The sequence below is a fragment of the Falsiroseomonas sp. E2-1-a20 genome (assembly GCF_051433195.1).
Lineage (GTDB): Bacteria > Pseudomonadota > Alphaproteobacteria > Acetobacterales > Acetobacteraceae > Falsiroseomonas.
Window position 1 is genome coordinate 26087 of the sequence record NZ_JBHMFT010000006.1, and the last position, 23840, is coordinate 49926.

The 23840-nt window shown below is 70.5% G+C and carries 24 protein-coding genes; 11 read left to right on the forward strand and 13 right to left on the reverse strand.

The features are described from left to right. Window positions 1–15: 15 nt before the first annotated feature. Genes ACFHPP_RS09495 through ACFHPP_RS09505 form a run of 3 tightly spaced genes read left to right on the forward strand, consistent with a single transcriptional unit; the run spans window position 16 to window position 2155 of the window. A complete protein-coding gene (locus ACFHPP_RS09495) occupies window positions 16–567 on the forward strand; it encodes a thiamine pyrophosphate-binding protein (protein WP_437163026.1) in 552 nt (183 codons plus the stop codon). Window positions 568–570: 3 nt separating this feature from the next. After that, complete coding sequence (locus tag ACFHPP_RS09500) at window positions 571–1164, forward strand: thiamine pyrophosphate-dependent enzyme (protein WP_437163027.1); 594 nt, start codon at window positions 571–573, stop codon at window positions 1162–1164. Window positions 1165–1174: 10 nt separating this feature from the next. Then, window positions 1175–2155 carry a hydroxyacid dehydrogenase gene (locus tag ACFHPP_RS09505; RefSeq protein WP_437163028.1) on the forward strand — a complete coding sequence of 327 codons (981 nt, stop codon included), beginning with the start codon at window positions 1175–1177 and terminating at the stop codon, window positions 2153–2155. A gap of 56 nt (window positions 2156–2211) precedes the next feature. Here ACFHPP_RS09505 and ACFHPP_RS09510 read toward each other — a convergent pair whose 3' ends face one another. Both ACFHPP_RS09510 and ACFHPP_RS09515 read right to left on the reverse strand, forming a co-directional pair. Then, the gene (locus ACFHPP_RS09510) at window positions 2212–3183 is read right to left on the reverse strand and encodes a Bug family tripartite tricarboxylate transporter substrate binding protein (RefSeq protein WP_437163029.1); all 972 of its coding nucleotides are present in this window, start codon (window positions 3181–3183) and stop codon (window positions 2212–2214) included. A 44-nt stretch (window positions 3184–3227) separates the two neighbouring features. Further along, window positions 3228–4004, reverse strand: coding sequence for an enoyl-CoA hydratase/isomerase family protein (locus tag ACFHPP_RS09515; protein WP_437163030.1), 777 nt, complete (start codon window positions 4002–4004; stop codon window positions 3228–3230). A 79-nt stretch (window positions 4005–4083) separates the two neighbouring features. Between ACFHPP_RS09515 and ACFHPP_RS09520 the strand changes: the two genes are divergently transcribed. Next, on the forward strand, window positions 4084–5262 hold the full coding sequence (locus tag ACFHPP_RS09520) for an enolase C-terminal domain-like protein (RefSeq protein WP_437163031.1): 1179 nt from the start codon (window positions 4084–4086) through the stop codon (window positions 5260–5262). Here ACFHPP_RS09520 and ACFHPP_RS09525 read toward each other — a convergent pair. Continuing rightward, entirely contained in the window at window positions 5249–5860 is a 612-nt protein-coding gene (locus ACFHPP_RS09525) for a glutathione S-transferase family protein (protein ID WP_437163032.1), read from the reverse strand. The two genes, ACFHPP_RS09520 and ACFHPP_RS09525, sit on opposite strands and share 14 nt — an antisense overlap. A 31-nt stretch (window positions 5861–5891) precedes the next feature. Continuing rightward, a complete protein-coding gene (locus ACFHPP_RS09530) occupies window positions 5892–6899 on the reverse strand; it encodes an alpha/beta fold hydrolase (RefSeq protein ID WP_437163033.1) in 1008 nt (335 codons plus the stop codon). An 82-nt stretch (window positions 6900–6981) separates the two neighbouring features. Between ACFHPP_RS09530 and ACFHPP_RS09535 the strand changes: the two genes are divergently transcribed. From ACFHPP_RS09535 to ACFHPP_RS09545, 3 genes are read left to right on the forward strand one after another with little or no spacing between them, the layout of a single operon-like run. Next, a complete protein-coding gene (locus tag ACFHPP_RS09535) occupies window positions 6982–7206 on the forward strand; it encodes a zinc-finger domain-containing protein (protein WP_437163034.1) in 225 nt (74 codons plus the stop codon). A gap of 43 nt (window positions 7207–7249) precedes the next feature. Next, on the forward strand, window positions 7250–10066 hold the full coding sequence (gene polA / locus ACFHPP_RS09540; protein ID WP_437163235.1) for a DNA polymerase I: 2817 nt from the start codon (window positions 7250–7252) through the stop codon (window positions 10064–10066). After that, complete coding sequence (locus tag ACFHPP_RS09545; protein WP_437163035.1) at window positions 10063–11268, forward strand: MFS transporter; 1206 nt, start codon at window positions 10063–10065, stop codon at window positions 11266–11268. Before polA ends, ACFHPP_RS09545 begins: the two co-directional genes overlap by 4 nt. Window positions 11269–11271: 3 nt before the next feature. Here ACFHPP_RS09545 and ACFHPP_RS09550 read toward each other — a convergent pair whose 3' ends face one another. Then, complete coding sequence (locus ACFHPP_RS09550) at window positions 11272–11667, reverse strand: group III truncated hemoglobin (protein ID WP_437163036.1); 396 nt, start codon at window positions 11665–11667, stop codon at window positions 11272–11274. Next, window positions 11664–11816 (reverse strand): hypothetical protein, encoded by a 153-nt coding sequence (locus ACFHPP_RS09555; RefSeq protein WP_437163037.1) that lies wholly within the window; start codon window positions 11814–11816, stop codon window positions 11664–11666. The genes ACFHPP_RS09550 and ACFHPP_RS09555 overlap by 4 nt, the downstream gene beginning before the upstream one ends. A gap of 83 nt (window positions 11817–11899) precedes the next feature. On the opposite strand from ACFHPP_RS09555, the gene ACFHPP_RS09560 reads away from it, so the two are divergent. Further along, window positions 11900–12331, forward strand: a complete 432-nt coding sequence (locus tag ACFHPP_RS09560) for an Rrf2 family transcriptional regulator (protein ID WP_437163038.1) — start codon at window positions 11900–11902, stop codon at window positions 12329–12331. Between the two features lie 15 nt (window positions 12332–12346). Here the strand turns inward: ACFHPP_RS09560 and ACFHPP_RS09565 are convergent, their stop codons facing one another. From ACFHPP_RS09565 to ACFHPP_RS09585, 5 genes are all read right to left on the reverse strand, one after another. Continuing rightward, window positions 12347–13243 (reverse strand): class I SAM-dependent methyltransferase, encoded by an 897-nt coding sequence (locus tag ACFHPP_RS09565; RefSeq protein ID WP_437163039.1) that lies wholly within the window; start codon window positions 13241–13243, stop codon window positions 12347–12349. An 82-nt stretch (window positions 13244–13325) separates the two neighbouring features. Next, window positions 13326–14093: an SDR family oxidoreductase gene (locus ACFHPP_RS09570; RefSeq protein ID WP_437163040.1), complete on the reverse strand. Its 768-nt coding sequence runs from the start codon at window positions 14091–14093 to the stop codon at window positions 13326–13328. A 44-nt stretch (window positions 14094–14137) separates the two neighbouring features. Continuing rightward, window positions 14138–14590 carry a DUF2237 family protein gene (locus ACFHPP_RS09575; RefSeq protein WP_437163041.1) on the reverse strand — a complete coding sequence of 151 codons (453 nt, stop codon included), beginning with the start codon at window positions 14588–14590 and terminating at the stop codon, window positions 14138–14140. Between the two features lie 7 nt (window positions 14591–14597). Then, the gene (locus ACFHPP_RS09580; protein WP_437163042.1) at window positions 14598–16193 is read right to left on the reverse strand and encodes a phosphoenolpyruvate carboxykinase; all 1596 of its coding nucleotides are present in this window, start codon (window positions 16191–16193) and stop codon (window positions 14598–14600) included. Between the two features lie 126 nt (window positions 16194–16319). Further along, window positions 16320–17051, reverse strand: coding sequence for a HugZ family protein (locus tag ACFHPP_RS09585; RefSeq protein ID WP_437163043.1), 732 nt, complete (start codon window positions 17049–17051; stop codon window positions 16320–16322). A gap of 108 nt (window positions 17052–17159) precedes the next feature. Here ACFHPP_RS09585 and ACFHPP_RS09590 point away from each other — a divergent pair, with 108 nt between their 5' ends. Continuing rightward, window positions 17160–17861 carry a response regulator transcription factor gene (locus ACFHPP_RS09590; protein ID WP_430669388.1) on the forward strand — a complete coding sequence of 234 codons (702 nt, stop codon included), beginning with the start codon at window positions 17160–17162 and terminating at the stop codon, window positions 17859–17861. Between the two features lie 2 nt (window positions 17862–17863). On the opposite strand, the gene ACFHPP_RS09595 is transcribed toward ACFHPP_RS09590, so the two are convergent. Further along, window positions 17864–18781 (reverse strand): patatin-like phospholipase family protein, encoded by a 918-nt coding sequence (locus ACFHPP_RS09595; RefSeq protein ID WP_437163044.1) that lies wholly within the window; start codon window positions 18779–18781, stop codon window positions 17864–17866. Between the two features lie 10 nt (window positions 18782–18791). After that, window positions 18792–20411 (reverse strand): long-chain-fatty-acid--CoA ligase, encoded by a 1620-nt coding sequence (locus ACFHPP_RS09600; protein ID WP_437163045.1) that lies wholly within the window; start codon window positions 20409–20411, stop codon window positions 18792–18794. A 125-nt stretch (window positions 20412–20536) separates the two neighbouring features. Here ACFHPP_RS09600 and ACFHPP_RS09605 point away from each other — a divergent pair, with 125 nt between their 5' ends. Next, a complete protein-coding gene (locus ACFHPP_RS09605; RefSeq protein WP_437163046.1) occupies window positions 20537–22219 on the forward strand; it encodes a stimulus-sensing domain-containing protein in 1683 nt (560 codons plus the stop codon). A 125-nt stretch (window positions 22220–22344) separates the two neighbouring features. Further along, a complete protein-coding gene (locus tag ACFHPP_RS09610; RefSeq protein ID WP_437163047.1) occupies window positions 22345–23820 on the forward strand; it encodes a phospholipase D-like domain-containing protein in 1476 nt (491 codons plus the stop codon). Window positions 23821–23840 lie beyond the last annotated feature (20 nt).

Here is a 23840-nt window from a genome sequence, read left to right on the forward strand (position 1 = left end):
GGAGTGAGCATCGGCATGGATCGCGAGAAACTGGAAATGCGGCCGGACGCGGCGGCGGCCTGGCCCGACCAGATCTACGATGCGCTCAAGGCCAATGGCATCACCCAGGTGGCATTGGTCCCGGATGCCGGACACAGCCGGCTGATCCGCCGCTGCCTGGCGGACAACGAGATGACGGTGGTGACGCTGACGACCGAGGAGGAGGGCGTCGCGATGGTGTGCGGCGCCTGGCTTGGCGGGGTGAAGGGCGTGCTGCTGATGCAGTCCTCCGGCGTCGGCAACTGCATCAACATGCTGTCGCTGTCCACGCTGCACCGCACGCCGCTGCCGATGATCGTGACGATGCGGGGCGACTTCGCGGAGTTCAACCCGGCGCAGGTGCCGATGGGCCATGCGACGCAGACGGTGCTGGAGGCGATGGGCACGCTGGTGCATCGCGCCGACAAGCCGGAGGATGTGGCGGAGACGGTGGATGCGACGCTGCGGCTCGCCTTCAACACCTTCCGCCCCGCCGCCACCCTTCTGGGCCAGCGCCTCATCGGCGCCAAGACCTTCGGCAAGGACTGACCCATGGCACAGCTTCCGGATCGGCGCGACGTGGTGCGCGCCCTGCTGGCGGATCGCGGCGACCTGCTGGTGATCGCCGGCCTCGGCGCCTCCGCCTGGGACATCACCGCCATCGGCGACCACCCGCGCAACCTGCCGCTGTGGGGCGGGATGGGTGGTGCGGCGATGATGGGCCTGGGCCTGGCGCTGGCGCAGCCCTCGCAGAAGGTGCTGGTCATCACCGGCGACGGCGAGATGCTGATGGGCCTCGGCGCGGTCGCCACCATCGCCGTGCAGAAGCCGGCCAACCTGTCCGTCGTGGTGCTGGACAACGAGCATTACAGCGAGACCGGTGGGCAGGAGACGGCGACCAAGCATGGCGTGGATCTCGCCGCCATGGCGCGCGGCGCCGGCATCGTCGAGACGCGCACGCTGCGCGGGCTGGAGGAGGTGCCGGCGCTGCGCGACCGCGTGCATGCCGGCGGCGGGCCGCTGTTCGCCGTGGTCAAGATCGCCGTCGGCAACCTGCCGCTGGTGCTGCCGCCACGCGATGGCGCCATCCTGCAGGCGCGGTTCCGCGAGGCCGTGCTCGGCCCCGCCGCACACCACCAACTGTGAGTTCGGAAAAATGCCGCACGTAATCTGCCTTCGCCCCATCCACGACGATGCATTGGCAAAAATGCGGGCGACGGAGGGGGTGACGGTGGAGGTGCTGATGGACCTCTCGCCGGAGTCGCTCGCCGCCCGGCTGCCGCACGCCGATGCGCTGATCGTCCGCACCGCCAGGATCGACCGGCCGCTGCTGGCGCATTGCACGCGGCTGAAAATCCTGGCGCGGCATGGCGTGGGGTACGACCAGGTGGATGTGGCGGCGCTGACGGAGCGCGGCATCCCGCTGACCATCACGCCGGATGCCAATGCCGTGTCGGTGGCCGAGCACGCGCTGATGCTGATGCTGGCCTGCGCCCGCAAGCTGTCCGGCTATGACGGCAACATGCACCGCGCGACGCCGGTCTGGGGCGGCCAGCCGAGCCTGCCGACCTTCGACCTGGCCGGGCGCACCGTGCTGGTGGTGGGCTTCGGGCGCATCGGCACGCGCGTGGCGAAGCTGTGCGCGGCCTTCGACATGAAGGTGCTGGTGCGCGACCCGAACGTCGCCAAGGGCACCATCGCCGGCCTCGGCTTCACGCCGGTCGATGATGCGGCGGAGGCGGCGGCGCAGGCGGACATCGTCACGCTGCACGTGCCCTCCAACCCGCAGACGCGGCACATGGTGGATGCGCAGTTCCTGGCGCGGATGAAGCCGGGCGCGGTGCTGGTGAACACGGCGCGCGGCACGGTGCTGGACCAGTCGGCGCTGGAGGCCTCGCTGCGCGCAGGCCACCTGTCCGCCGCCGGGATCGACGTGTTCGAGGAGGAGCCGGTGGAGACGCCGCTCAGCCTGCTGTCCGCGCCGAACCTGGTGATGACGCCGCATGTCGCGGCCAGCACGGCGCAGGGCTTGCGGCGGATGGCGCTGGACAGCGCGGGCGCGGTGCTGGCCTGCTTCGCCGGGACGCTGGACCCGGAGATCGTGGTGAACGCGGAGGTCCTGCCGCGGCGGAACTGAGGCGGGCCGAGACCCCCTCACCCAACCCTCTCCCCCAAGGGGGAGAGGGCTTTTTGTCAGTCGAACTGGATGTTGGCGCGGCGGATGACCTCGGCGTATTTCGCCGCGTCCCGCCGCAGCAGGGCGGCTGCGTCGGCGCTGGTGCCGCCGCCGGGGATGAAGCCTGCATCGGCCACGCGCTGGCGCAGACCAGGGTCGGACAGCGCCTTGTTCACGGCGGCGACCCAGCGCTCCGCGATCGGGGCCGGCAGGCCGGGCGGGCCCATCACCATGTACCAGACGGCGGCGTCGAAATCGGGGAAGCCGCTTTCGGCGATGGTCGGCACGTCCGGCAGCGTCGGCACGCGTTCCTTCAGCGTCGTCGCCAGCGCCCGGACGCGGCCGGCACGGATATGCGGCAGGTAGGTCGGCAGCGTGTCGATGGCGATGTCGATGCGCCCGGCCAGCACCTCGTTCACCGCCTGGCCGGTGCCGCGGAACGGGATATGCGTCATGTCCAGCCCGGCGGCGAAGGACAGCGCCGCGGCGGCCAGGTGCTGCTGCGTCGCGACGCCGGAGGAGGAGTAGTTCAGCTTGCCCGGATTGGCCTTGGCATGCGCGATGAACCCACGGAAATCCTGTGCCGGGGAGGACAGCGGCACCACCGCCACCAGCGGCACCGTGCCGGCCAGCACCACCGCCGTCTGGTCGGCGATGATGTCGAAGGGCGGCGGCTTCATGGTCGGCGGCACGACGGCGGAGGCGCTGACGGTCGTCATCAGCATCTGGTAGCCATCGGGCCGGCCACGCGCATTCTGCGTCGCGGCGATGGTGCCGGACCCGCCGGCGCGGTTGTCGATGGCGAGGGCCTGGCCGAATTCCTCCTGCAACGCCGGTTGCAGCAGGCGGGAGATGATGTCCGTGCCGCCGCCCGGCGCGAAGCCGACCAGCAGGGAGACGGTACGGGTGGGATAGGCGCCTTGCGCCAAGGCCGGCATCGGCAGGGCGGCAGCGCCCGCCGCGGCCAGCAGGCCGCGTCGATTCAACATCAGTTTCCTCCGGAGTCTTCTTGTGGCGGCAGGATGCCGGGGTGTCAGGTGCCCGTCCAGACCGGCTTCCGCTTGGCGAGGAAGGCCTGCACGCCTTCGCGGAAGTCGTTGCTGCCGAAGCACATCGTCACCAGGTCGTCGCCGTCGATGCTGCCATTGGCGATCCGCAGGCGCTTCAGCGCCACCTTGGTCGCGGTCAGCGTCAGCGGCGCCATGCCGGCGACGTCCTCGGCCAGCTTCATCGCCCGCTCGGCCAGGGCTTCCGGCGTCTCCAGCATCTCCGAGATGAAGCCGGCGGCCAGCGCCTCGGGCGCGTCCATCAACCGCGCGGTGAACACCAGGTCCTTCAGCTTCGCCGGGCCGATCAGCGCCGCGAAGCGGGAGATGTTCATGGTGGACAGCGTATTGCCCAGGGTGCGCGCCACCGGCACGCCGAAGCGGGCATTGGCGCTGGCGATGCGGAGGTCGCAGACGCCGGCGATGCCCAGGCCGCCGCCGACGCAGGCGCCGGCCACCGCGGCGATGACCGGCTTCGGGCAGTCCTCGATGGCGGACAGCACGCGGTCGATGCGGGTCTCGTAGTCCAGCGCGTCCTGGCCGGTGCTGAAGTTCTGGAACTGGCTGATGTCGGTGCCGGCGGCGAAGGCCTTGCCGCCGGCGCCGGTGATGACCCAGCAGCGGATCGCCGGATCCTTCGCCACCGCGGCGGCCTGTTCGAACAGGCCTTCGTACATCGGGAAGGTCATGGCGTTGCGCTGTTCCGGGCGGTTCAGCGTGGTCCAGGCAACAGGACCGCGGGTCTCGTGCAGGATATCGGGCATGGGTTGGTTCCTCCTCCCCCCTTGTGCAGCGGTCCGGTGCGGGGCGACAAGGCGGGCAGCCGGATGGAGGTCCACAAGAATGCGTATCGTCAGCGTGAAGCAGGGCATCGCCCCGATCGCGAGCGACATTGCCAACGCCTATATCGACTTCTCCAAGATGACCGCCTCCATCGTGGCGGTGACGGTCGAAGGCGAAGGCGGGCGCCGCGCCACCGGCTACGGCTTCAACTCCAACGGCCGCTACGCCCAGCCCGGCCTGCTGGCGGAACGCTTCGTGCCGCGGCTGACGGAGGCCTCGGAGGCGCAGATCACCGCACCGGACGGCAGGCTGAACCCGCAGGGCGCCTGGGCGGCGATGATGAAGAACGAGAAGCCGGGCGGCCATGGCGAGCGCAGCGTCGCCGTCGGCGTGCTGGACATGGCGTTGTGGGATGCGGCCGCCAAGTTGGAGGGCGTGCCGCTGTGGCGGCTGCTGGCGGATCGCTACAATGGCGGCGTGGCGGATGAGGCGGCCTGGGTCTACGCCGCCGGTGGCTACTACTACCCCGGCAAGGGGGTGGATGCGCTGGTCGAGGAGATGAAGCGCTACCTCGGCATGGGCTACGCCACGGTGAAGATGAAGATCGGCGGCGCCCCCGGCACCAGCATCGCCGACGCCCTGGCCGAGGACCGCGCGCGCATCGAGGCGGTGCTGGGGCTGCTTGGCGGCGATGGCGCGAAGCTGGCGGTGGACGTGAATGGCCGCTTCGACCTGCCGGCGGCGCTGGCCTATGCCGAAGCGCTGGAGCCGATGGGCCTGCGCTGGTACGAGGAACCGCTGGACCCGCTGGACTACGCCACGCATGGGACGCTGGCCGAGCACTACGGCCCGCCGATCGCCACCGGCGAGAACCTGTTCTCCATGCTGGATGCGCGCAACCTGATCCGCCATGGCGGGCTGCGGCCGGACCGCGACATCCTGCAGATGGACCCGGCGCTGTCCTACGGGTTGTGCGAATACCTGCGGACGCTCGACATGCTGGCCGCCCATGGCTGGTCCCGCCGCCGCTGCGTGCCGCATGGCGGGCACCAGTTCGCGCTGAACATCGCGGTGGGCCTCGGGCTGGGTGGCAATGAGAGCTACCCGGAGGTCTTCGCGCCCTTCGGCGGCTTCGCCGACGACGTGCCGGTGGTGGAGGGGCGCGTGGCGATGCCGGATATCCCCGGCATCGGCTTCGAGGCGAAGAACAAGCTGTATGAGGTGTTCAGGACGCTGTAGCCCTCGGCAGCGTGGTGATGCCGGGGATCGCCTGCACCCGGGCGACCCAGTCCCGCACGCCGGGCCAACGGGCGAGGTCGAAGCCCCCCTCCTCCGCCCGGTGGGTGTAGGCGAACAGGGCGAGGTCGGCGATGGTCGGCGCCTCGCCGGCCAGCCAGGGATGCGCCGCCAGGCGGCGTTCCATCACATCCAGCGCCTGGGCGCCGCGGCGGGCGCACTCGGCCAGACGGTCGGCGTGCAGATGCGCCTCCCGCCGCCAGGCGATGATGTTGCGGGCGACGGCGATGTAGGGCTCGTGGCTGTACTGCTCGAAGAACAGCCATTCATGCACCCGCGTCCGCGCCAGGCCGGGCGGCGGCAGCCAGGGCGTGCCCTCGGCGAAGTGCAGCAGCATGGCGTTGCTCTCGACCAGGACCGTGCCGTCATCCAGCACCAGCGCCGGCACCTTGCCGTTGGGGTTGATGGCCAGGAAATCCGGGCTTCGGGTCGCGCCGGAATTGCCATCCGTCTCCACCCATTCGAAGGCGTGGCCGGTCAGGGCCAGGATCTGCGCCGGCTTCCAGCAATTGCCGGACACCCGCATGCCATGGAGTCGCATGAAAACTCCCGGAGATGGAACAACCCGCAGGCTAGCGCAAAAGCCACTCCGGTGCGAAGGCATCGGCGCCGGAGGGCAGCGGCACGGCTGGGTCCGTGACGAAGGCCAGGATGTCCCGCACCACCGCGTCCCGGTTGCTGTCGGTCAGCAGCAGATGGAAACCTTCCTCGTGGATGCCGATGCGGATCGGGCTTCCGGCCGGCAGGGCGTTCAGCGCGGTGCGGACGGAGCCCGCCGGGATCAGCATGTCCTTGGCGCCATACAGCAGCAGCACCGGCGCCGGGGTGCCGCGCGCGGTGCGGCAGCAGGCGGGCAGCGCTGCGACGGCCTCGTCCATCAGGTCGATCAGGCCGATCGCGGCATCCACCCGCGTGCTGCGCACCACCAGCGGGTCCCGCCCCAGCCGGCGCAGCGCCGCCGGGTTGTCGCTGGCGACGATGCCGCCGACGCCGCCCTGGAAGCCGACGATCGGCATGGTCCGCGCGGCGACCCAAAGCCCGCCACGCATCAGGGCGTTCATGGACTGCCGGCCCCATAGCGCCGGGGCCAGCAGGATATAGCCATCGACGGGTGGCGGCTCCGCGCTGCTGCCGGCCAGGATGGCGACGGCGCCGCCCATGCTCTCCCCCATCAGGAACAGCGGCAGGTCGGGGTGGCGGGCGCGCAGCAGGCGCGCGGCGGTGGCGGCATCGGCGGCCAGCGTCTCCGCCCCCGCCCAGTAGCCGCGGTTGGGGGACCGGCCGAAGCCGCGCTGGTCGTAGGCATGGACCAGCAGGCCGCCCTCGGTCAGCGGGCCGATGCTGTCCTCCAGGAAGTTGCCGGAATGGTCGTTGAAGCCGTGCAGCGCCAGCAGCATGGCGCGCGGCGGCCCCTTCGGCGCGAAGGCGCGCAGCGGCAGGCGGGCGCCATCGGCGGCGACCACGGCATCCTCGGCCAGCGAGGGCGCGGCGATGCGCGGGCCCGCCGGGATCACCACCGGGGTGCAGCCGGCCAGCAGCAGCGCGAGGATCAGCACCAGCGGGCGCAGGGGGGGTCGCATACGATTCCCCTACCAAGCCGGCGCGGGCTGGTCCATCACCTCCGGACCCCCTATGTTCCCGCCGCCAATCATGAGGACCGCCATGCGCGACGCGCGACAGACCGGCTATACCCCGGTGGCCCTGCCCGGCGTGACGCCGATGGACACCCTGCCCGCCACCGCCCGCACCGTGGGCTGCGATGGCGGCGGCGGCGCCCTTGGCCATCCCCTGGTCTATCTGCGGATCGAGGACCGGCAGGTGACCTGCCCCTATTGCTCCCGCACCTATGTCCTGGCCGAGGGCGCCGGCGACGACCACGGGCATTGACCCAAGGGACACTGAAATGAGCGAAGCCCCGGTCCTCGCCCCGATGCCCGTGCCGGAGGCGGTGGCCGAGGCGGTGCCGCCGGTCGCGCCGGGCGAGAAACGCCTGATCCTGGTCGATGGCTCGGGCTACATCTTCCGTGCCTTCCATGCCCTGCCGCCGATGACGCGGCCGGACGGGGTGCATGTGAACGCCGTGTTCGGCTTCACCCAGATGCTGTCGCAGTTCCTGTCGCGCCACGCCGCCAGCCACATCGCCGTGGTGTTCGACAGCGCGCGGACCACCTTCCGCAACGACATCTACCCCGACTACAAGGCGCACCGCCCCGAGCCGCCGCCCGAGCTCGTCCCGCAATTCGCCCTGATCCGGGAGGCGACGGAGGCGCTCGGCGTCTGCCAGGTGGAACTGCCGGGCTTCGAGGCGGATGACCTGATCGCGACCTATGCCCGCTGCTTCGTGGAAGAGGGCGGCACCGTCTCCATCGTCTCCTCCGACAAGGACCTGATGCAGCTGGTCGGCCCCGGCGTGCAGATGCTGGACCCGATCAAGCAGAAGCCGATCCGCGAGCCGGAGGTGTTCGAGAAATTCGGCGTGACGCCGGACAAGGTGGTGGAGGTGCAGGCGCTGGCCGGCGACAGCACGGACAACGTGCCCGGCGTGCCGGGCATCGGCATCAAGACGGCCGCCCAGCTCATCAACGAATACGGCGACCTGGAAGGCCTGCTGGCCAACACGGGAAAAATCAAGCAGCCGAAGCGGCGGGAGGCGCTGGAGCTGAATGCGGAGAAGGCGCGCATCAGCCGCCGCCTGGTGCAGCTCGACGCCAACGCCCCCCTGCCCTGCCCGATCGAGAAAATGCTGGCGCGCGCGCCGCAGCCGGCGACGCTGGAGAAGTTTCTCCGCGACAACGGTTTTCGGAGTTTGCTGGCGCGGCTCGGCATGGGCGAGGCCGGCGCCGTCACCAATGGCCGACGGCCGCCCTTCCCCTCCGCCGTGCCGATGCCGGCCGCTCCGGCGGAGGCGCTGCCCTTCACGGGCTATGAGACGGTGGCGACTCTGGAGCAGTTGCGGGAGTGGGTGGCGGAGGCCCGCGCCGCGGGCGTGATCGGCTTCGATACGGAGACCGACAACCTCAACGCGCTGAAGGCCCGCCTGGTCGGGCTTTCCATCGCCACGGCCCCGGGCCGCGCCTGCTACGTGCCGCTGCGGCATGAGGGCGGCGGCGACCTGATGGACAACGCCCAGCCGGTGCAATGCGACCCGGATGCGGCGCTGGCGGAATTGCGGGACCTGCTGGAGGACCCCTCCGTCCTCAAGGTGCTGCACAACGCGAAATACGACCTGGAAGTGCTCAGCCGGGCGGAGAATGGCGGCATCGCCGTGGCGCCGGTGGATGACACCATGCTGATGTCCTACGCGCTGCGCGCCGGCAAGCATGGCCACGGCATGGACGAACTGGCGAAGACCCATCTCGGCCATGAGTGCATCAGCTACGACAGTTGCACCGGCACCGGCCGCAACCGCATCCCCTTCGGCCGCGTCGCGCTGGACAAGGCCACGGCCTATGCGGCGGAGGATGCCGATGTGACGCTGCGCCTGTGGCACGCGCTGCGGCCCGAACTGCGCCCGGCCCGGGCGCTGGCGCTGTATGAGCAGGTGGAGCGCCGGATGGTGGCGGTGCTGCGCGACATGGAACTCGCCGGCATCAAGATCGACGCCGGAGAACTGTCCCGGATCGGCGCCGACTTCACGGAGAAGCTGGCGCGGTATGAGCGCGAGATCCACGAGCTGGCGGGCAAGCCGTTCAACGTGGGCTCGCCGAAGCAGCTCGGGGAAATCCTGTTCGACGAGCAGAAGCTGCCGGGCGGGCGGCGCAGCAAGCTGACCGGCGCCTGGGGCACCGATGCCTCCGTGCTGGAGGAGTTGGCCGCCCAGGGCCACGCCCTGCCGCGCCGGGTGCTGGACTGGCGCCAGATCGCCAAGCTGAAATCCACCTATGTCGATGCGTTGGCCGAGGCGGCGGATGCGCAGGGGCGGGTGCATACCGACTTCGCCATGGCGCTGACCTCGACCGGGCGGCTGTCCTCCTCCGATCCCAACCTGCAGAACATCCCGGTGCGGACCGAGGAAGGCGCCCGCATCCGGCGCGCCTTCGTGGCGGAGCCGGGGCATGTGCTGATGGCGGCCGACTACAGCCAGATCGAGCTGCGCATCCTGGCCCATGTCGCCGACGTGCCGGCGCTGAAGGAAGCCTTCGCCACCGGCCAGGACATCCATTCCCGCACCGCCGCCGATATCTTCCACCTGGCCCCGGACGCCGTGGACAAGGAGGCGCGGCGGCGCGCCAAGACGATCAACTTCGGCATCATCTATGGCATGTCCGCCTTCGGGCTGGCGGCGCGGCTGGGAATTTCCCCCGGGGAGGCGAAGGCGATCATCGACGCCTATTTCGCGCAGTACCCGGGCATCCGTGCCTGCATGGAAAAGCTGAAGGAGGATGCGCGCACCACCGGCTACGTGCAGACCCCCTTCGGCCGCAAGCTGTGGATCGCCGACATCGCCTCCAAGGACCCGGTGCGCCGTGGCGGCGCCGAACGTGCCGCGATCAACGCGCCGTTCCAGGGCGGCGCGGCGGAGGTCATCAAGCGCGCCATGGTCCGCCTGCCGCGTGCGCTGGCCGAGGCCGGGCTCGGCGCGCGGATGCTTCTGCAGGTGCATGACGAACTGGTCTTCGAGGTGCCGGAGGCGGAGGTCGCGGCGACCAGCGACCTGGTGAAGCGCATCATGGAGAACGTCGCGAGCCTGTCCGTGCCGCTCGGGGTCGAGATCGGGCACGGCGCCTCCTGGGCGGAAGCGCATTGAGCATCACGGCGGACGCGGCACCCTCCGGCTGGACGGCGCCGGAACGCCGCACGCTGGGCGCCATCGCGGCCGCCCATGCCGTGTCGCACCTGCACATCCTGGTGCTGCCGCCGCTGTTTCCCCTGTTGCAGGCGCAGCTTGGCGTGGGTTTCGTCGAACTCGGGCTGGCGATCACGCTGTTCAGCATCGTCTCCGCCCTGACGCAGGCGCCGATGGGCTTCCTGGTGGACCGGATCGGGCCGCGGCGGGTGCTGACGGCGGGGCTGGTGCTGGGCGGCGCGGCCTTCATGCTGCTGGGTGCGACGCTGAGCTACCCGGCCCTGCTGCTGGCCGGCGCCTTGGCCGGGCTGGCCAATGCCGTCTACCACCCTTCCGACTACGCGATCCTGAACACGGAGATCGCGGCGCCGCGCATGGGGCGCGCCTTTTCGCTGCACACCTTCGCCGGCTTCGCGGGCGGCGCGGTGGCGCCCTTCCTGATGCTGGGGCTGGCGGCGGGGCTTGGCCTGGCCGGGGCGCTGGTGGTGGCCGGGGCCATCGGGTGGGCCGCGGCCGGATGGCTGTGGCTGACCTGCCCGGCGGATCCGGTGAAGGCGGCCCGCGCCAAGCCGGTGGCAGGGCAGCCGACGCGGGTGCTGAACGGCACGGTGATCTCGCTGACCGGCTTCTTCGTGCTGATCTCGTTGTCCTTCGGTGGCATGAACGCCTTCGCCATCGCCGCCCTGGTCGCCTCCGGCAGCATGGGGCTGGCCATGGCCTCCACCGCGCTGACCCTGCTGCTCGCCGGGTCGGCGGGTGGCGTGCTGATCGGCGGGGCCCTGGCGGACCGCTTCAAGCGGCACGGGCTGGTGGCCATGGCGGGCTTCGGCGCGGCGGGGGTGCTGACCATCGCGGTCGCGCTGCTGCCGATGCCGCCGCTGCTGGTGGTGCTGGTGCTGGGGATGGCCGGCGTGCTGAGCGGATTGTGCATGCCGTCCCGCGACATGATGGTGCGCGCCGCCGCGCCGCCGGGGCAGTCCGGCGCCGTATTCGGCATCGTCTCCACCGGCTTCAACATCGGCGGCATGATCGCGCCGCCGGTGTTCGGCTGGCTGGTCGATTCGGGACGGCCGGAGGCGGTGTTCCTGGTTGGCGGCCTGTTCATGCTGGCGACCGCCACCATGGCCCTGGCGCAGGAGTTGTCCCGAACTCGCCGAGGCTGAGACCTACGCCCGGGGCGCCGGGAGCCGTTCGAACAGGCCCATGCGCAGGCTGCGCGCGATCCGGTGTGCCCGCTCGCTGAAGGCCTGCGCCGTCTCCGGCGGGAAGCTTTCGCGGCAGGTGGCGTCGAACAGGGCGAGCCACTGCTCGAACAGGTCCGAGGTCAGGCCGGGCAGGCGCAGATGCGCGGTGAAGGGGTCGCCGTGATAGGCGCCGCTGCGCAACATCACGGCGGACCAGAACCGCCGCAGCTTTTCCAGATGCGCCGACCAGGCTGCCGCATCCGCCCCGATCTTGGCGTGGAACACCGGGCCGAGCGCCGGGTCGCTGCGGACGCGGCCGTAGAAGCGGTCCACCAGCCGCGCGATGTCAGCCTCCGTGATGTCTGGCGGGCCGTTCACAGGAAGGGCAGCACGGCCAGGACGGCCACCAGGTTCCACACCAGCATGTTGACCAGCGTGCGGAGCATCACCCGGCTGTCCCTGTCCTGGATGTGCAGGGCGTCGCTGGCGAGGTTGCCGGGGAGAAGGAACAGGCTGACGGGGCTCATCGCGGCCTCCTAAGATGGATCGATTATACATCTTATGGGCTCACGGTGCTTGCAAAGCAATACGGATGATGCATCTTCCAGCCATGCGCCTCACCACCCTCACCGACTACTCGCTCCGCATGCTCATCTACCTGGCGCTGCAGCCCGACCGCCGCGCGACGATCGGGGAGGTGGCGCAGGCCTATGGCATCTCGGAGAACCACCTGATGAAGGTGGCGCACCTGCTCGGGCAGGCGGGCCATGTCAGCACCTCGCGCGGCCGCGGCGGCGGGCTGGTGCTGGCCCGGCCGGCCGCGGAGATTACCGCGGGGGATGTGGTGCGCCGGATCGAGCCGGACCTGTCGCTGGTGCCCTGCTTCGCCGGCGGCGACTGCGCCATCCTGCCGGCCTGCCGCCTGAAACACGCGCTGCACGCGGCACGGGCGGCCTTCCTCGCGGTGCTGGATGGCACCACGATCCAGGACCTGGCACAGCCCGAGGGGACGCTGCGCGAGGCGCTCGGGATCGCGGCCTGAGAGCGCGCGCTGGCCCTATGCCGGCTTCCGGGCCACGAACAGCGAGATCAGCACGGCCAGGTCGCGCGGCGGGCGGCCCCGGAAGCGCGCCGCCAGTGGCAGCGTCGCCAGGTCGGCCAGGCACTTCGCATCGGGCTCGCCCAGCGCGGCACGCAGCTCGAAGCCGCCGGCTTCCAGCAGTCGGATGTAGTCATCGTGCCGCAGGCGGTTCTGGAAGGCCTGCGGGTTGAACTGGCCGAGCTTCCAGACCGGGTCGCCATCCTCGAAGCGCAGGAAGTTGATGCGGCTGAGCGCGGGGTCGCGGTGCTGCCAGTGGTCGGAATTGTCCACCAGATGCGTGGTCATGCCGCCAGGTCGCAGGATGCGGTGGAACTGGCGCAGGAAGAAGGCGATCTGCGCTTCCGGCACATGCTCGAAGGTGGCGCGGGAGATCACCAGGTCGACGCTTTCGGCGGGATGCGCGGCGGCGTCCCAGGGCACCAGGTAGTCATACGCCATCGGCACATCGAGCCGGGCCAGCAGCGCGTCCTGCGGCTGGTCCAGCGCGGCGGCGATGTCATCCATCCGGCCGCGGACGATGGCGCGGGCGCGGGCGATGGTCTGGTCGTCCATCAGCCGGTCGATATCGGTCAGCGTCAGGCGCGCCGCGCCGGCCAGGTGGAACAGCAGCGGAATCAGCGGCAGCCAGCCGGTGCCGAATTCCAGCACGGACTTGCCGCGCACGTCGAAGCCGGCGTCACGCAGCGCCGTGATCTGTTCCAGCCCGTTGGTGATGCAGTAGTGCGAGTTGCTGGCGTTGTCGTCGTAGGGCCGCAGCCGTCGCTTAAGGCGGCGTAGCGCCTTGCGGAACGGGACGGCGTGGCGCAGCGCCGCCTCCGCCAGATGCGCCACCTGCACGCCATTGTGCCGCATGCGTAACCCTCGTGAATCCACGCGGCATCCCTAGCACGGCGCAACGCGCCGGCCGGTCCGCGCGGGATCACGTTCGTTTCAGTCAACTCATGCTGGCCGTGACGCCACCATCCACGAACAATAATTGACCGGATACAAAATCCGATGCGGGCGAGGCGAGGAACACCGCGGTGCCGGCAATCTCCTCCGGCTGCGCGTAGCGCCCGGCCGGGCAGCGCCGCTGCACCATGGCGAGCCACTCCGGGTTGGTCAGCAGCGCCTTGTTGAGTTCCGTGTCGAACCAGCCCGGCCCGATGGCATTGCACTGGATGTTCCAGGGGCCGAGTTCCACCGCCAGTGCCCGGATGAACATCTTCAGCCCGCCCTTGGCCGAGGCATAGGGCGTGATGGTGGCGCGGCCGAGGTCGCTGGCCAGGCTGCCGGTCGCGATGACCTTGCCGCGGCGGCGTTCCTTCATGCCCGGCACGACGACGCGGGACAGGCGCCACAGCGCGGTCAGGTGCGTGTCGATGACGCTGTACCAGCCTTCCTCCGTGGTCTCCTCGATCGGGGCGCGGTGCTGGTTGCCGGCGTTGTGCAGCAGGATGTCGATGGGGCCGAGCGCGCCGACCGCGGCCTCCACCGCCGCGCCATCCGTCACGTCGAAGGCGCTGGTGCGGCAGGCGAGGCCCTCGGCGCGCAGCGATTCGGCCTGCGCCTCCAGCGTTTCCACGTTGCGGCCGTTGAGGATCACCTCCGCCCCCGCCTGCGCCAGCCCGCGCGCCATGGCGGCGCCGAGGCCGCGGGAGGCGCCGGTGATGAGCGCGACGCGCCCCGACAGGTCGAATTTCTGTGCGTGCGCCATGTTCATGCGCGTTGTCCCCCTTAGGTGTGGGGCACAGTCTGCGTGGCGGGCTACACCGGGTCCAGGGCGTGGGCGCGCAGATCGGGCAGGCGGATCACCGCCAGCGCCGCCTCATGCGTCGCTTCCAGCAGCACCGGCGGGGCATGGCCGGCAAGACGCGCCTCCTCCCACCGCGCGGCGCAGAGGCACCAGCGGTCGCCGGGCTTCAGGCCGGCGAAGCGGTATTCGGGGCGGGGCGTGGACAGGTCGTTGCCGCACATCCGGCTGAAGCGCAGGAAATCTGCGGTCACCTCGGCGCAGACCACGTGCAGGCCGAGATCCTCCGGCCCGGTGTTGCAGCAGCCGTCGCGCAGAAAGCCGGTGAGTGGCGCGACGGAACACGGCAGCAGCGCGCCGCCGAGCACGTTGCGCGCCGGCGGCGGATGTTCGGGAAGCCGGCGTCCCGGGTCGTTCTCGCCATAGGGCATGGCGACAGGGTAGGCGCCGGCGAAGGCCGGCGCCATCCCGAACTCAGGCCGCCGTGCGGATCGCCGCCGCCTTCACATCGTCGCTGACGGCACCGGCGAAGCTTTCGAAGTTCTGCTCGAACAATCCGACGAGCTGCTTCGCCTGGCGATCATAGGCGTCCTTGTCGGCCCAGCTGTCGCGCGGGTTCAGCACCTCGGCCGGGACGCCCGGGACCGACTTCGGGATCATCAGGCCGAAGAACGGGTCGCGCTGGAACTCCACCTTGGCCAGCGATCCGTCCAGCGCCGCGCGCAGCAGGGCGCGGGTGTGCTGGATGCTCATCCGCTTGCCGGTGCCATAGGCGCCGCCGGTCCAGCCGGTGTTCACCAGCCACACTTCGGCGCCGTCGCGCGCGATGCGCTCGGCCAGCATGCGGCCATAGACTTCCGGGTGGCGCGGCAGGAACGGGGCGCCGAAGCAGGTGCTGAACGTCGCCTGCGGTTCCTTGCCGAGGCCCTTCTCCGTCCCCGCCACGCGCGCGGTGTAGCCGGACAGGAAGTGGTACATCGCCTGCGCGGCGGACAGCTTGGCGATCGGCGGCAGCACGCCGAAGGCGTCCGCCGTCAGCATCACCACGTTCTTCGGCAGCCCGGCGACGCCGCCCTGCACCGTGTTCGGGATGAACTCGATCGGGTAGCAGGCGCGGGTGTTCTCGGTCAGGCCGTTGTCGTCGAGGTCGAGGCTGCCGTAGTCGTCGCCGACCACATTCTCCAGCACCGCGCCAAAGCGGTGGGAGGCGTCCCAGATCTGCGGCTCGGCCTCGCGCGACAGCTTGATGACCTTGGCGTAGCAGCCGCCCTCGAAGTTGAAGACGCCGGTCTCCGACCAGCCATGCTCGTCATCGCCGATCAGGCTGCGCTCGGGGTCGGAGGAAAGGGTGGTCTTGCCGGTGCCGGACAGGCCGAAGAACAGCGCGGTGTCACCGTTCCTGCCGAGGTTGGCGGAGCAGTGCATCGGCAGCACGCCGCGGTCCGGCAGGATCCAGTTCATCACGGTGAAGATGGATTTCTTGATCTCGCCCGCATAGCTGGTGCCGGCGATGCAGATGGTGCGGGCGGCGAAGGACAGCGCGATGAGGGTGCTGGTGCGGCAGCCATCGACGGCCGGATCGGCCTCGTATTCCGGGGCGTGCAGGATGGTGTAGTCCGGCTTGAAGCCGGCCAGTTCCTCGCGCGGCGGGCGGATGAACATGTTGCGCGCGAACATCGCGTGCCAGGCATTGGTGGTGACCAGGCGCACCTTGATGCGGTGCGCCGGGTCGGCGCCGGCATACAGGTCCTGGGTGAACAGCTCCGGCTTCTCGCCGAGCCAGGTGCGGACCTTGGCGGTGAAGGCGGAGAACTTCTCCGGCGCCAGGGGCCGGTTGACCTTGCCCCACCAGATCGCGTCATGCACCGAAGGGTCGTCCACCACGAACTTGTCCTGGACGGACCGCCCGGTGTGCTGGCCGGTGACGGCCATGAAGGCGCCATCCGCCGAAAGCCGCCCCTCGCCCCGCCGCAGCGCATGGGCGTAGAGGCCCGGCGCGGTCAGGTTGGCGTGGATGGTGGCGGGGCCGGCAACACCGGTCCCGGCCAGGGCGGATACCTCGGACGTCATGACTATCCTCCAAATGGATGTGGTTCGACGCCAAACGCGCCCGCCACATCATCGTCGTCCCCTCTGGGCGCCGCTGGCGGCGAAATTACGGCGGGTAAGCTGTCACAAGCAACGCGAACCGATTGGTTACTTTCTCGTCCTGGCCTCCCGCGCGGCCTGGACCAGGGCCATGCGCACCCCGTCGGCATCGGTGACCGGGGCGGGCCAGGGCAGCCGGGCCACGCGGTCGCCGGACGCCAGGTCGCAGCCATCCGGGTCCACCGCCACCATCCGCCAGTCTCCTGCCGGCTGGGCGAGCAGTCCGGTGGCGATGGCGGCGAGCGCATCGGCGTGGTCCTCGTTCACATGGCCAAGGATGCCGGCCTCGGCCGCGGCCAGCGCCGCCACCGCCGCCGCGTCCGGCAGCAGCGCCTCCTGCCGCAGCCGCGTGGCGCGCGCGAAGCCGCCGACCAGCAGCGCCGCGACGGGTGTGACGCGCCAGAGGTGGAAATCGCCGAAATCGGCGTAGAGGGCGGCGTAGGGGTGGCGGGCCAGCCAGCGCGGCTTCAGCGCCGCGACCTCCGCCGCCGGCACCGGCTCGGCCAGGCCGGTCAGCGTCACGCGTGGCGCGGTCTGCGGGTTGGCGCCGTCCGGCGCGCCCTGCGCCATCAGGGCGCAGCGCGGTTCCGTCTTCAGGTGGCGGGTGTGCTCGGACAGGTCGGACAGCAGCAGCAGCGCCGTCAGGTCCGGCAGGAAGGCGGGCGTGACCAGGCTGGCAAAGGGCTGGGCGCCATCCGGACCGGCAGTTGCCGTCGCCAGGGTGGCGGAGGAGGAGGCGCGCAGCAGTTGCCGCGCCTCGAAGCCTGGCTGTTCCGTCACGCGGGGTCCCCATAGGCAAGCACGGCTGCGTGACCGTGGCTTTGCCACAATTGCACTTCAGTCTATCCACCTGGCGCCGTTTTCCGCCCCTCGAGGAGGCTCGCACCCGTGCCGCATACCATCGCCCTGGTGGACGACGACCGCAACATCCTGACCAGCGTCTCCATGACCCTGGAGCAGGAGGGCTTCACCGTGCGCACCTTCACGGATGGCGAAAGCGCCTTGCAGGGCCTGATGGCCAAGCCGGCGGACCTCGCCGTGCTCGACATCAAGATGCCGCGCATGGACGGGATGGAGCTGTTGCAGCGCCTGCGCCAGCGCAGCGCCATGCCGGTGATCTTCCTGACCAGCAAGGATGACGAACTGGACGAGCTGATGGGCCTGCGGCTCGGCGCCGACGACTACATCACCAAGCCGTTCAGCCAGCGCCTGCTGCTGGAGCGCATCCGCGCCCTGCTGCGCCGCAACGAGGCCGGCCGCGCCGAGGGCAGCGGCACCCCCGCCGGCGGCATCATCGCCCGCGGTGACCTGGTGCTGGATGAGACGAAGCACACCTGCATGTGGAAGGGCCAGCAGGTGCAGCTGACCGTGACCGAGTTCCTGCTGGTGAAGGCCCTGGCGGTGCGGCCCGGCATGGTGAAGAACCGCGACCAGCTGATCGATGGTGCCTATGGCGAGAACATCTACGTCGATGACCGCACCATCGACAGCCACGTGAAGCGCGTGCGCAAGAAGTTCCGCCAGGTGGATGACGACTTCCAGCAGATCGAGACGCTGTACGGGCTGGGCTACCGCTACAAGGAAGCCTGACCCTACAGGTAGCGGCGGATCGCCGGCAGCGCCTGTTCGACGCAGGCGCGGCCTTCGGCGATCGCCTCCCGCCCGCGCTGGAACTCCATCAGCCCCATGTCGCGCAGGCGCGGAAGCAGCATGACGTGCGGCGGCTCCCCGGCCAGGCGGGTGCGGGTGATCTGGTCCTGCATGATGTTGATGGAATTGGCCAGCACGTCGAAATAGCCGGGCGTGGCCGGTGCCGGCGGGAACAGCCTTTCGCCGATGGCGGCCGCATGGTCGCGCAGCGTGGCGGGCAGGTGGCGCATCGCCTCGACGAAGCCTTCGGCGGGAAGGGCCGGCGTGGCGGGTGGCGGCTCCGGCCCGGCCTGGAAGCGGCGGCCGAGCAGGTCGCCGTTCAGGTTGACCGCCAGGATCACCTCCGCCCCGAGCGCACGGCAGACGGACACCGGCACCGGGTTGCACAGCCCGCCATCCACCAGCCACCGCCCCTCCGCCCGCATGGGGCTGAACAGGCCGGGCAGCGCGGCGGAGGCGCGCACCGCGGCCGCGATGGGCCCGGATTGCAGCCAGACCTCCCGCCCGGTGGCGAGGTCGGTGGCGATGGCGGCGAAGGGCGTGGGGTAGCTCTCGATCGGCGCGTCGATGCCGAGGCCGCGCAGGAAGTCGAGCAGGTCGTCGCCCTCGATCAGCCCGCCGCCGGTCAGGCGAACATCCAGCAGGCCCACGATGTCCCGCCAGGTCGCGGCCGCGACCCAGTCCCGCAGCGCGGGCAGCCGGCCTGCGACCTGTGCGGCGCCGACCAGGGCGCCGATCGAGGTGCCGGCGATGATGTCCGGCACGATGCCGGCCTCGCCCAGCGCCTCGATCACGCCGATATGCGACCAGCCGCGCGCGGCACCGCTGCCGAGGGCGAGGCCGATGCGCGGCGGGGCCATCCGGGTGGTCCTACGGCACGCCGAAATAGCCGGCGAACTGCTCCCGCAGCTTGGTCTTCAGGATCTTGCCGGTGGCGGTGTGCGGGATCTCGGCCACCACCACCACATCGTCCGGCAGCCACCATTTCGCGACCTGCGGCGCCAGGTGGGCCAGCAGGCTGTCGCGGGACACCTCCCGCCCCGCCTTCGGCACCACCACCAGCAGCGGCCGTTCGTCCCATTTCGGGTGGCGTGCCGCCACCACCGCGGCCTCCGCCACGTCGGGGTGGCCCATCGCCAGGTTCTCCAGCTCGATGGAGGAGATCCACTCGCCGCCGGACTTGATCACGTCCTTGGTGCGGTCGGTGATGTGCATGTAGCCGGCGGGATCGATGGTCGCGACGTCCCCGGTCTCGAACCAGCCATCCGGCGTCAGCGCGTCATGCCCGGCCTTGAAGTAGCTGCGGGTCACCGTCGGGCCGCGGACCTGGAGGTTGCCGAAGGTGGTGCCGTCCCAGGGCTTTTCCGTGCCGTCGTCGCCGACGATCCGCATATCGACCGTGAAGGGCGGAAAACCCTGGGTCTCCTGCAGGTCCAGCGTGCCTTCCGCGTCGCGCCCGGCCACTTCCGGCTTGACGCCGCAGATGGTGCCGATCGGGCTGGTCTCCGTCATGCCCCAGGCATGCACGACATGCACGCCGCGGCGCTCGAAGGCCGCGGTCAGGGCGCGCGGGCAGGCGGAGCCGCCGATCACCACGCGCTTCAGCGTGGACAGCGGCGCGGAGGACGCCTCTAGGTACTGCAGCAGGCCGAGCCAGACGGTGGGCACCGCGGCGGTGAAGGTGACGCCCTCCGCCTGCATCAGGCTTTGCAGCGATTCGCCGTCCAGCTTCGGCCCGGGCAGGATCAGCGACGCGCCGGACAGCGGCGCGATGAAGGGCAGGCACCAGCCATTGGCGTGGAACATCGGCACCACCGGCATCACCCGGTCCGTGGCGGACAGCCCCAGCATGTCCGGCGCGTTGCAGGCCAGCGCGTGGATCACGTTAGAGCGGTGCGAATACAGCACGCCCTTGGGCTCGCCCGTGGTGCCGGAGGTGTAGCAGAGCCCGGCGGCGGCGTTCTCCTCCCCCGCCACCCATTCGAAGTCGCCATCCGCCTCGGCCAGCCAGGATTCGTAGTCCACCGCCCCCGGGAGGGTGGTCTCCGGCACGGTCTCCGGCCCGGTCAGGACAACATACCGGGTGATGTGCGGCAGCTTCGGCGCGATTCCTTCCAGCAATTTGAGAAAACTGAGGTCGCAGAACATCAGCCGGCTTTCGGCGTGGTTCAGGATCCAGGCGATCTGGTCGGGGAACAGGCGCGGGTTCAGGGTGTGGTAGATGGCGCCGGCGCCGGTGATGCCGTACCAGGCCTCGATATGGCGCCAGGTGTTCCAGGCCATGGTGGCCACCCGGTCGCCGGGCTTCACGCCTTCGCGCGCCAGGCGCTGCGCCAGGGCCAGGGATCGGCGGCGGATGGCGGCATAGTCGGTGCGCTGCACCGGACCCTCCACGCTGCGGCTGACGATGGCGCGGCCGCCATGGTGGCGGGCGGCATGGTCGATCAGGCGGTGGAGCCGCAGCGGCCAATCCTGCATCAGTCCGAGCATTTTCGGTCGTTTCCCTGGTTTGCGGCGAGTCTTGGCCGTTCCGGCGCGGCTTGCAACCGGCATGGCCTCCCTGTGCCATTCCGCGTTACCCTGTGGCGGCCAACCGATGGGAATTTTGAGACAAGATGCCGGATGCGGGTGGCGCACCCTCCCCTGCCGTGAAGACGGAGCCGCGGCGGCGGCGCTGGATGTCGCCGCTGCTGCGCCGCATCCTGCTGATGAACGTGCTGCCGCCGGCCCTGCTGGCCGCGGCGCTTTTGTACCTGGACCAGTACCAGAACGGCCTGCTGGCGGCGGAGGTGGAGGCGCTGCGGACCCAGGCGCGCATCTACGCGGCGGCCATCGGCGAGGCAGCCTCCCGCCCCAGCGACGACCGCACCATCCTGGTGCCGGAGGCGGCGCGGCCGCTGCTGCGGCGGCTGGTGGAGCCTTCGCCCAACACCCAGGCCCGGCTGTTCGACAACACCGGCCTGCTGGTGGCCGACAGCCGGGTGCGGGAAGGCCCGGGCGGCGCCATCGTGACCGAGCCGCTGACCCCGCCGGAACCCCGCGGCGCCTTCGCCGGCACCGTCGCCGGCATCTATGAGCGCGTGCTGGCGGTGCTGCCGCGCGGCAGCGGCGGCACCGGCATGCTGGTGGATGTGAACCCCAACGCGCCGTCCTTCGACTGGCAGCCGGAATTCGGCGGCAGCAGCGGCACCGATCGGCGGGAGGAGTTGCGCCTGGCGCTGGAAGGCGGCGTGCGTCCGTATATCCGCCGCACCGCGGATGGCCGCCTGCTGGTCTCCGTCGCCGAGCCTGCGCGCCGCGGCGCCGCCTCCGTCGGCATCGTGCTGCTGACGCGGGAGGCGCGGGAGGTGGACCAGCGGCTGCTCGACATTCGCGTCTCCGTGCTGGTGCTGTTCGCCATCGCGCTGGTGCTGACGGTGCTGCTGTCGCTGTACCTGTCCCGCACCATCGCCACGCCGATCCTGCAACTCGCGCGCTCCGCCGCCGCGATGCGGGAAGGCGAGGGCCGCGGCGGCAGCGTGCCGGCGCCGCTGCTGAAGCGGGAGGATGAGATCGGCGTGCTGGCGCGCGACCTGCAGACCGCCGCGCGCGCCCTGTGGGCCCGCATCGATGCGAATGAACGCTTCGCGGCCGACGTGGCGCATGAGCTGCGCAATCCGCTGACCAGCGTGCGCAGCGCGATCGAGACGCTGCGGCGAATCGAGGACCCGGTGAAGCAGCGAAGGCTGCTGGCCATCATCTCCGACGACGCGGTGCGCATGGATCGGCTGATCAACGACATCGCGGATAGTTCAAGGGTCGACGCGGAATTGTCACGCACCATCGCGCAGCCGGTGGATGTCGCGCCGATCCTGGGCGCGCTCGGCGAATTGCAGGCGGCGACGCGGGAGGAGGACGACCCGCGGCTGGAGATCGAGGCGCCGGCCTCCGGCCTCATCGTGCGCGGCGTCGAGGGGCGCCTGGTGCAGGTGTTCCGCAACCTGATCGGCAATGCGATCTCCTTCAGCCCGAAGGGCGGCAAGGTGACGCTGCGGGCGCGGCGCACGGGGCAGATGGTGGAGTTCGTCATCGAGGATGAAGGCCCGGGCATCCCGGACGCCAAGCTGGAAAGCATCTTCGACCGCTTCTATTCGGAGCGTCCCAGCAGCGAATTGTTCGGCCAGCATTCGGGCCTCGGCCTGTCGATCTCCAAGCAGATCGTGGAGGGGCTGCGCGGGCGGATCGCGGCGGAGAACCGGCGCGATGCCAGTGGCGCGGTACTGGGTGCGCGCTTCATCGTGCGGCTGCCGGCCGGCTGATTTGATCTGTGCGTGAGACCAGTTGCAGCACCGCGGATCAATCCGTCGCGGGCTTGCAACAGCAGGCTTGACCACGTGGCGGACCGCGATCCAATGAAGCGATGCAGGCCACGCCACCTCCCGCCGTGACGACACCCGACTCCGCCTTGCGCCCCGGCACGAATGTCTGGCGGGTGGAACAGGCCACCCGTGCCACCGTCATCATCGATGCCGCGGAGTACTTTGCCTCCGCCCGCGCGGCGATGATGGCGGCACAGCGGCGCATCATGCTGATCGGCTGGGACTTCGATGCCCGTATCGACCTGACGCCGGGTGTCGATTCGAAGGATGCGCCGAACGGCCTGGGCGATTTCATCATCTGGCTGGTGAACCGGCGGCCGGAGCTCGAGATCTTCCTGCTGCACTGGGATCTCGGCGCCATCAAGGCGCTGTTCCGCGGCACCACCATCCTGACCCTGCTGCGCTGGAAGGCGCATAAGCGAATCACCTCCCGCTTCGACGGCGCGCATCCGGCCGGCGGGTCGCACCACCAGAAGATCGTGGTGATCGACGACTGCCTGGCCTTCTGCGGCGGCATCGACATGACGGGCGACCGCTGGGACACGCGCGAGCACCTGGACGAGGAGCCGCGCCGCGTCCGCCCAGGCGGCAGCCTGCACGGCCCCTGGCACGATGCGACCACCGCGCTGGAAGGCCCGGTGGCCGCCGCCGTCGGCGAACTGGCGCGGGAACGCTGGCGCCTGGCCAGCGGCATGACCCTGGCGCCGCTCACCCTGCGCAGCGATTGCTGGCCGGAGGCGCTGCATGCGCAGTTCCGCGACGTGCGGATCGGCATCGCCCGCACCCAGCCGGAAATGCCGGACGTGACGGGCATCCATGAGATCGAGCGCCTGTATCTCGACCTCATCGCCAATGCGCGGAACTGCATCTATGCCGAAAGCCAGTACTTCGCCTCCCGCCGCATCGCCGAGGCGATCGCGCGGCGGCTGGAGGAGCCGGAGGGGCCGGAGATCGTGCTGGTCAACCCGGTCTCGGCGCAGGGCTGGCTGGAGCCGATCGCGATGGATTCGGCGCGCGCCCGGCTGCGGGAGGCGCTGCGCCGGCACGACCCGCAGGGGCGCTTCCGCATCTACCACCCGATGACCGCCGGCGGGCAGCCGATCTATGTCCACGCCAAGGTGCTGGTGGTGGATGACCGCGTGCTGCGCGTCGGCTCCTCCAACATGAACAACCGGTCCCTGCGCCTCGACACGGAATGCGACGTCGTGCTGGATGCGGCGCTGAACCCGGGCGTGGAGGATCAGATCCGCGGCGTGCGCGACGGCCTGCTGGCCGAACACCTGGGCAGCACGGCGGAGGAGGTGGCGCGGGAGATCGCGGCGCGGGGCTCGCTGATCGGCGCCATCGAGGCGCTGCGTCGCCCCGGCCGCACGCTGCAACCCTACGAGACGCCGGACCTCAGCAGCGTCGAGGCCTGGCTCGCGGACAACGAGGTGCTGGACCCCGAGGGGCCGGGCGAGATGTTCGAGCCGCTGGCCAGGCGCGGCCTGTTCCGGCGGCTCCGCAAGCGCTGGCGCCTGCGGCCGCCGAAGCAGAGTTGACCGTGGGTTCTACAACGCCC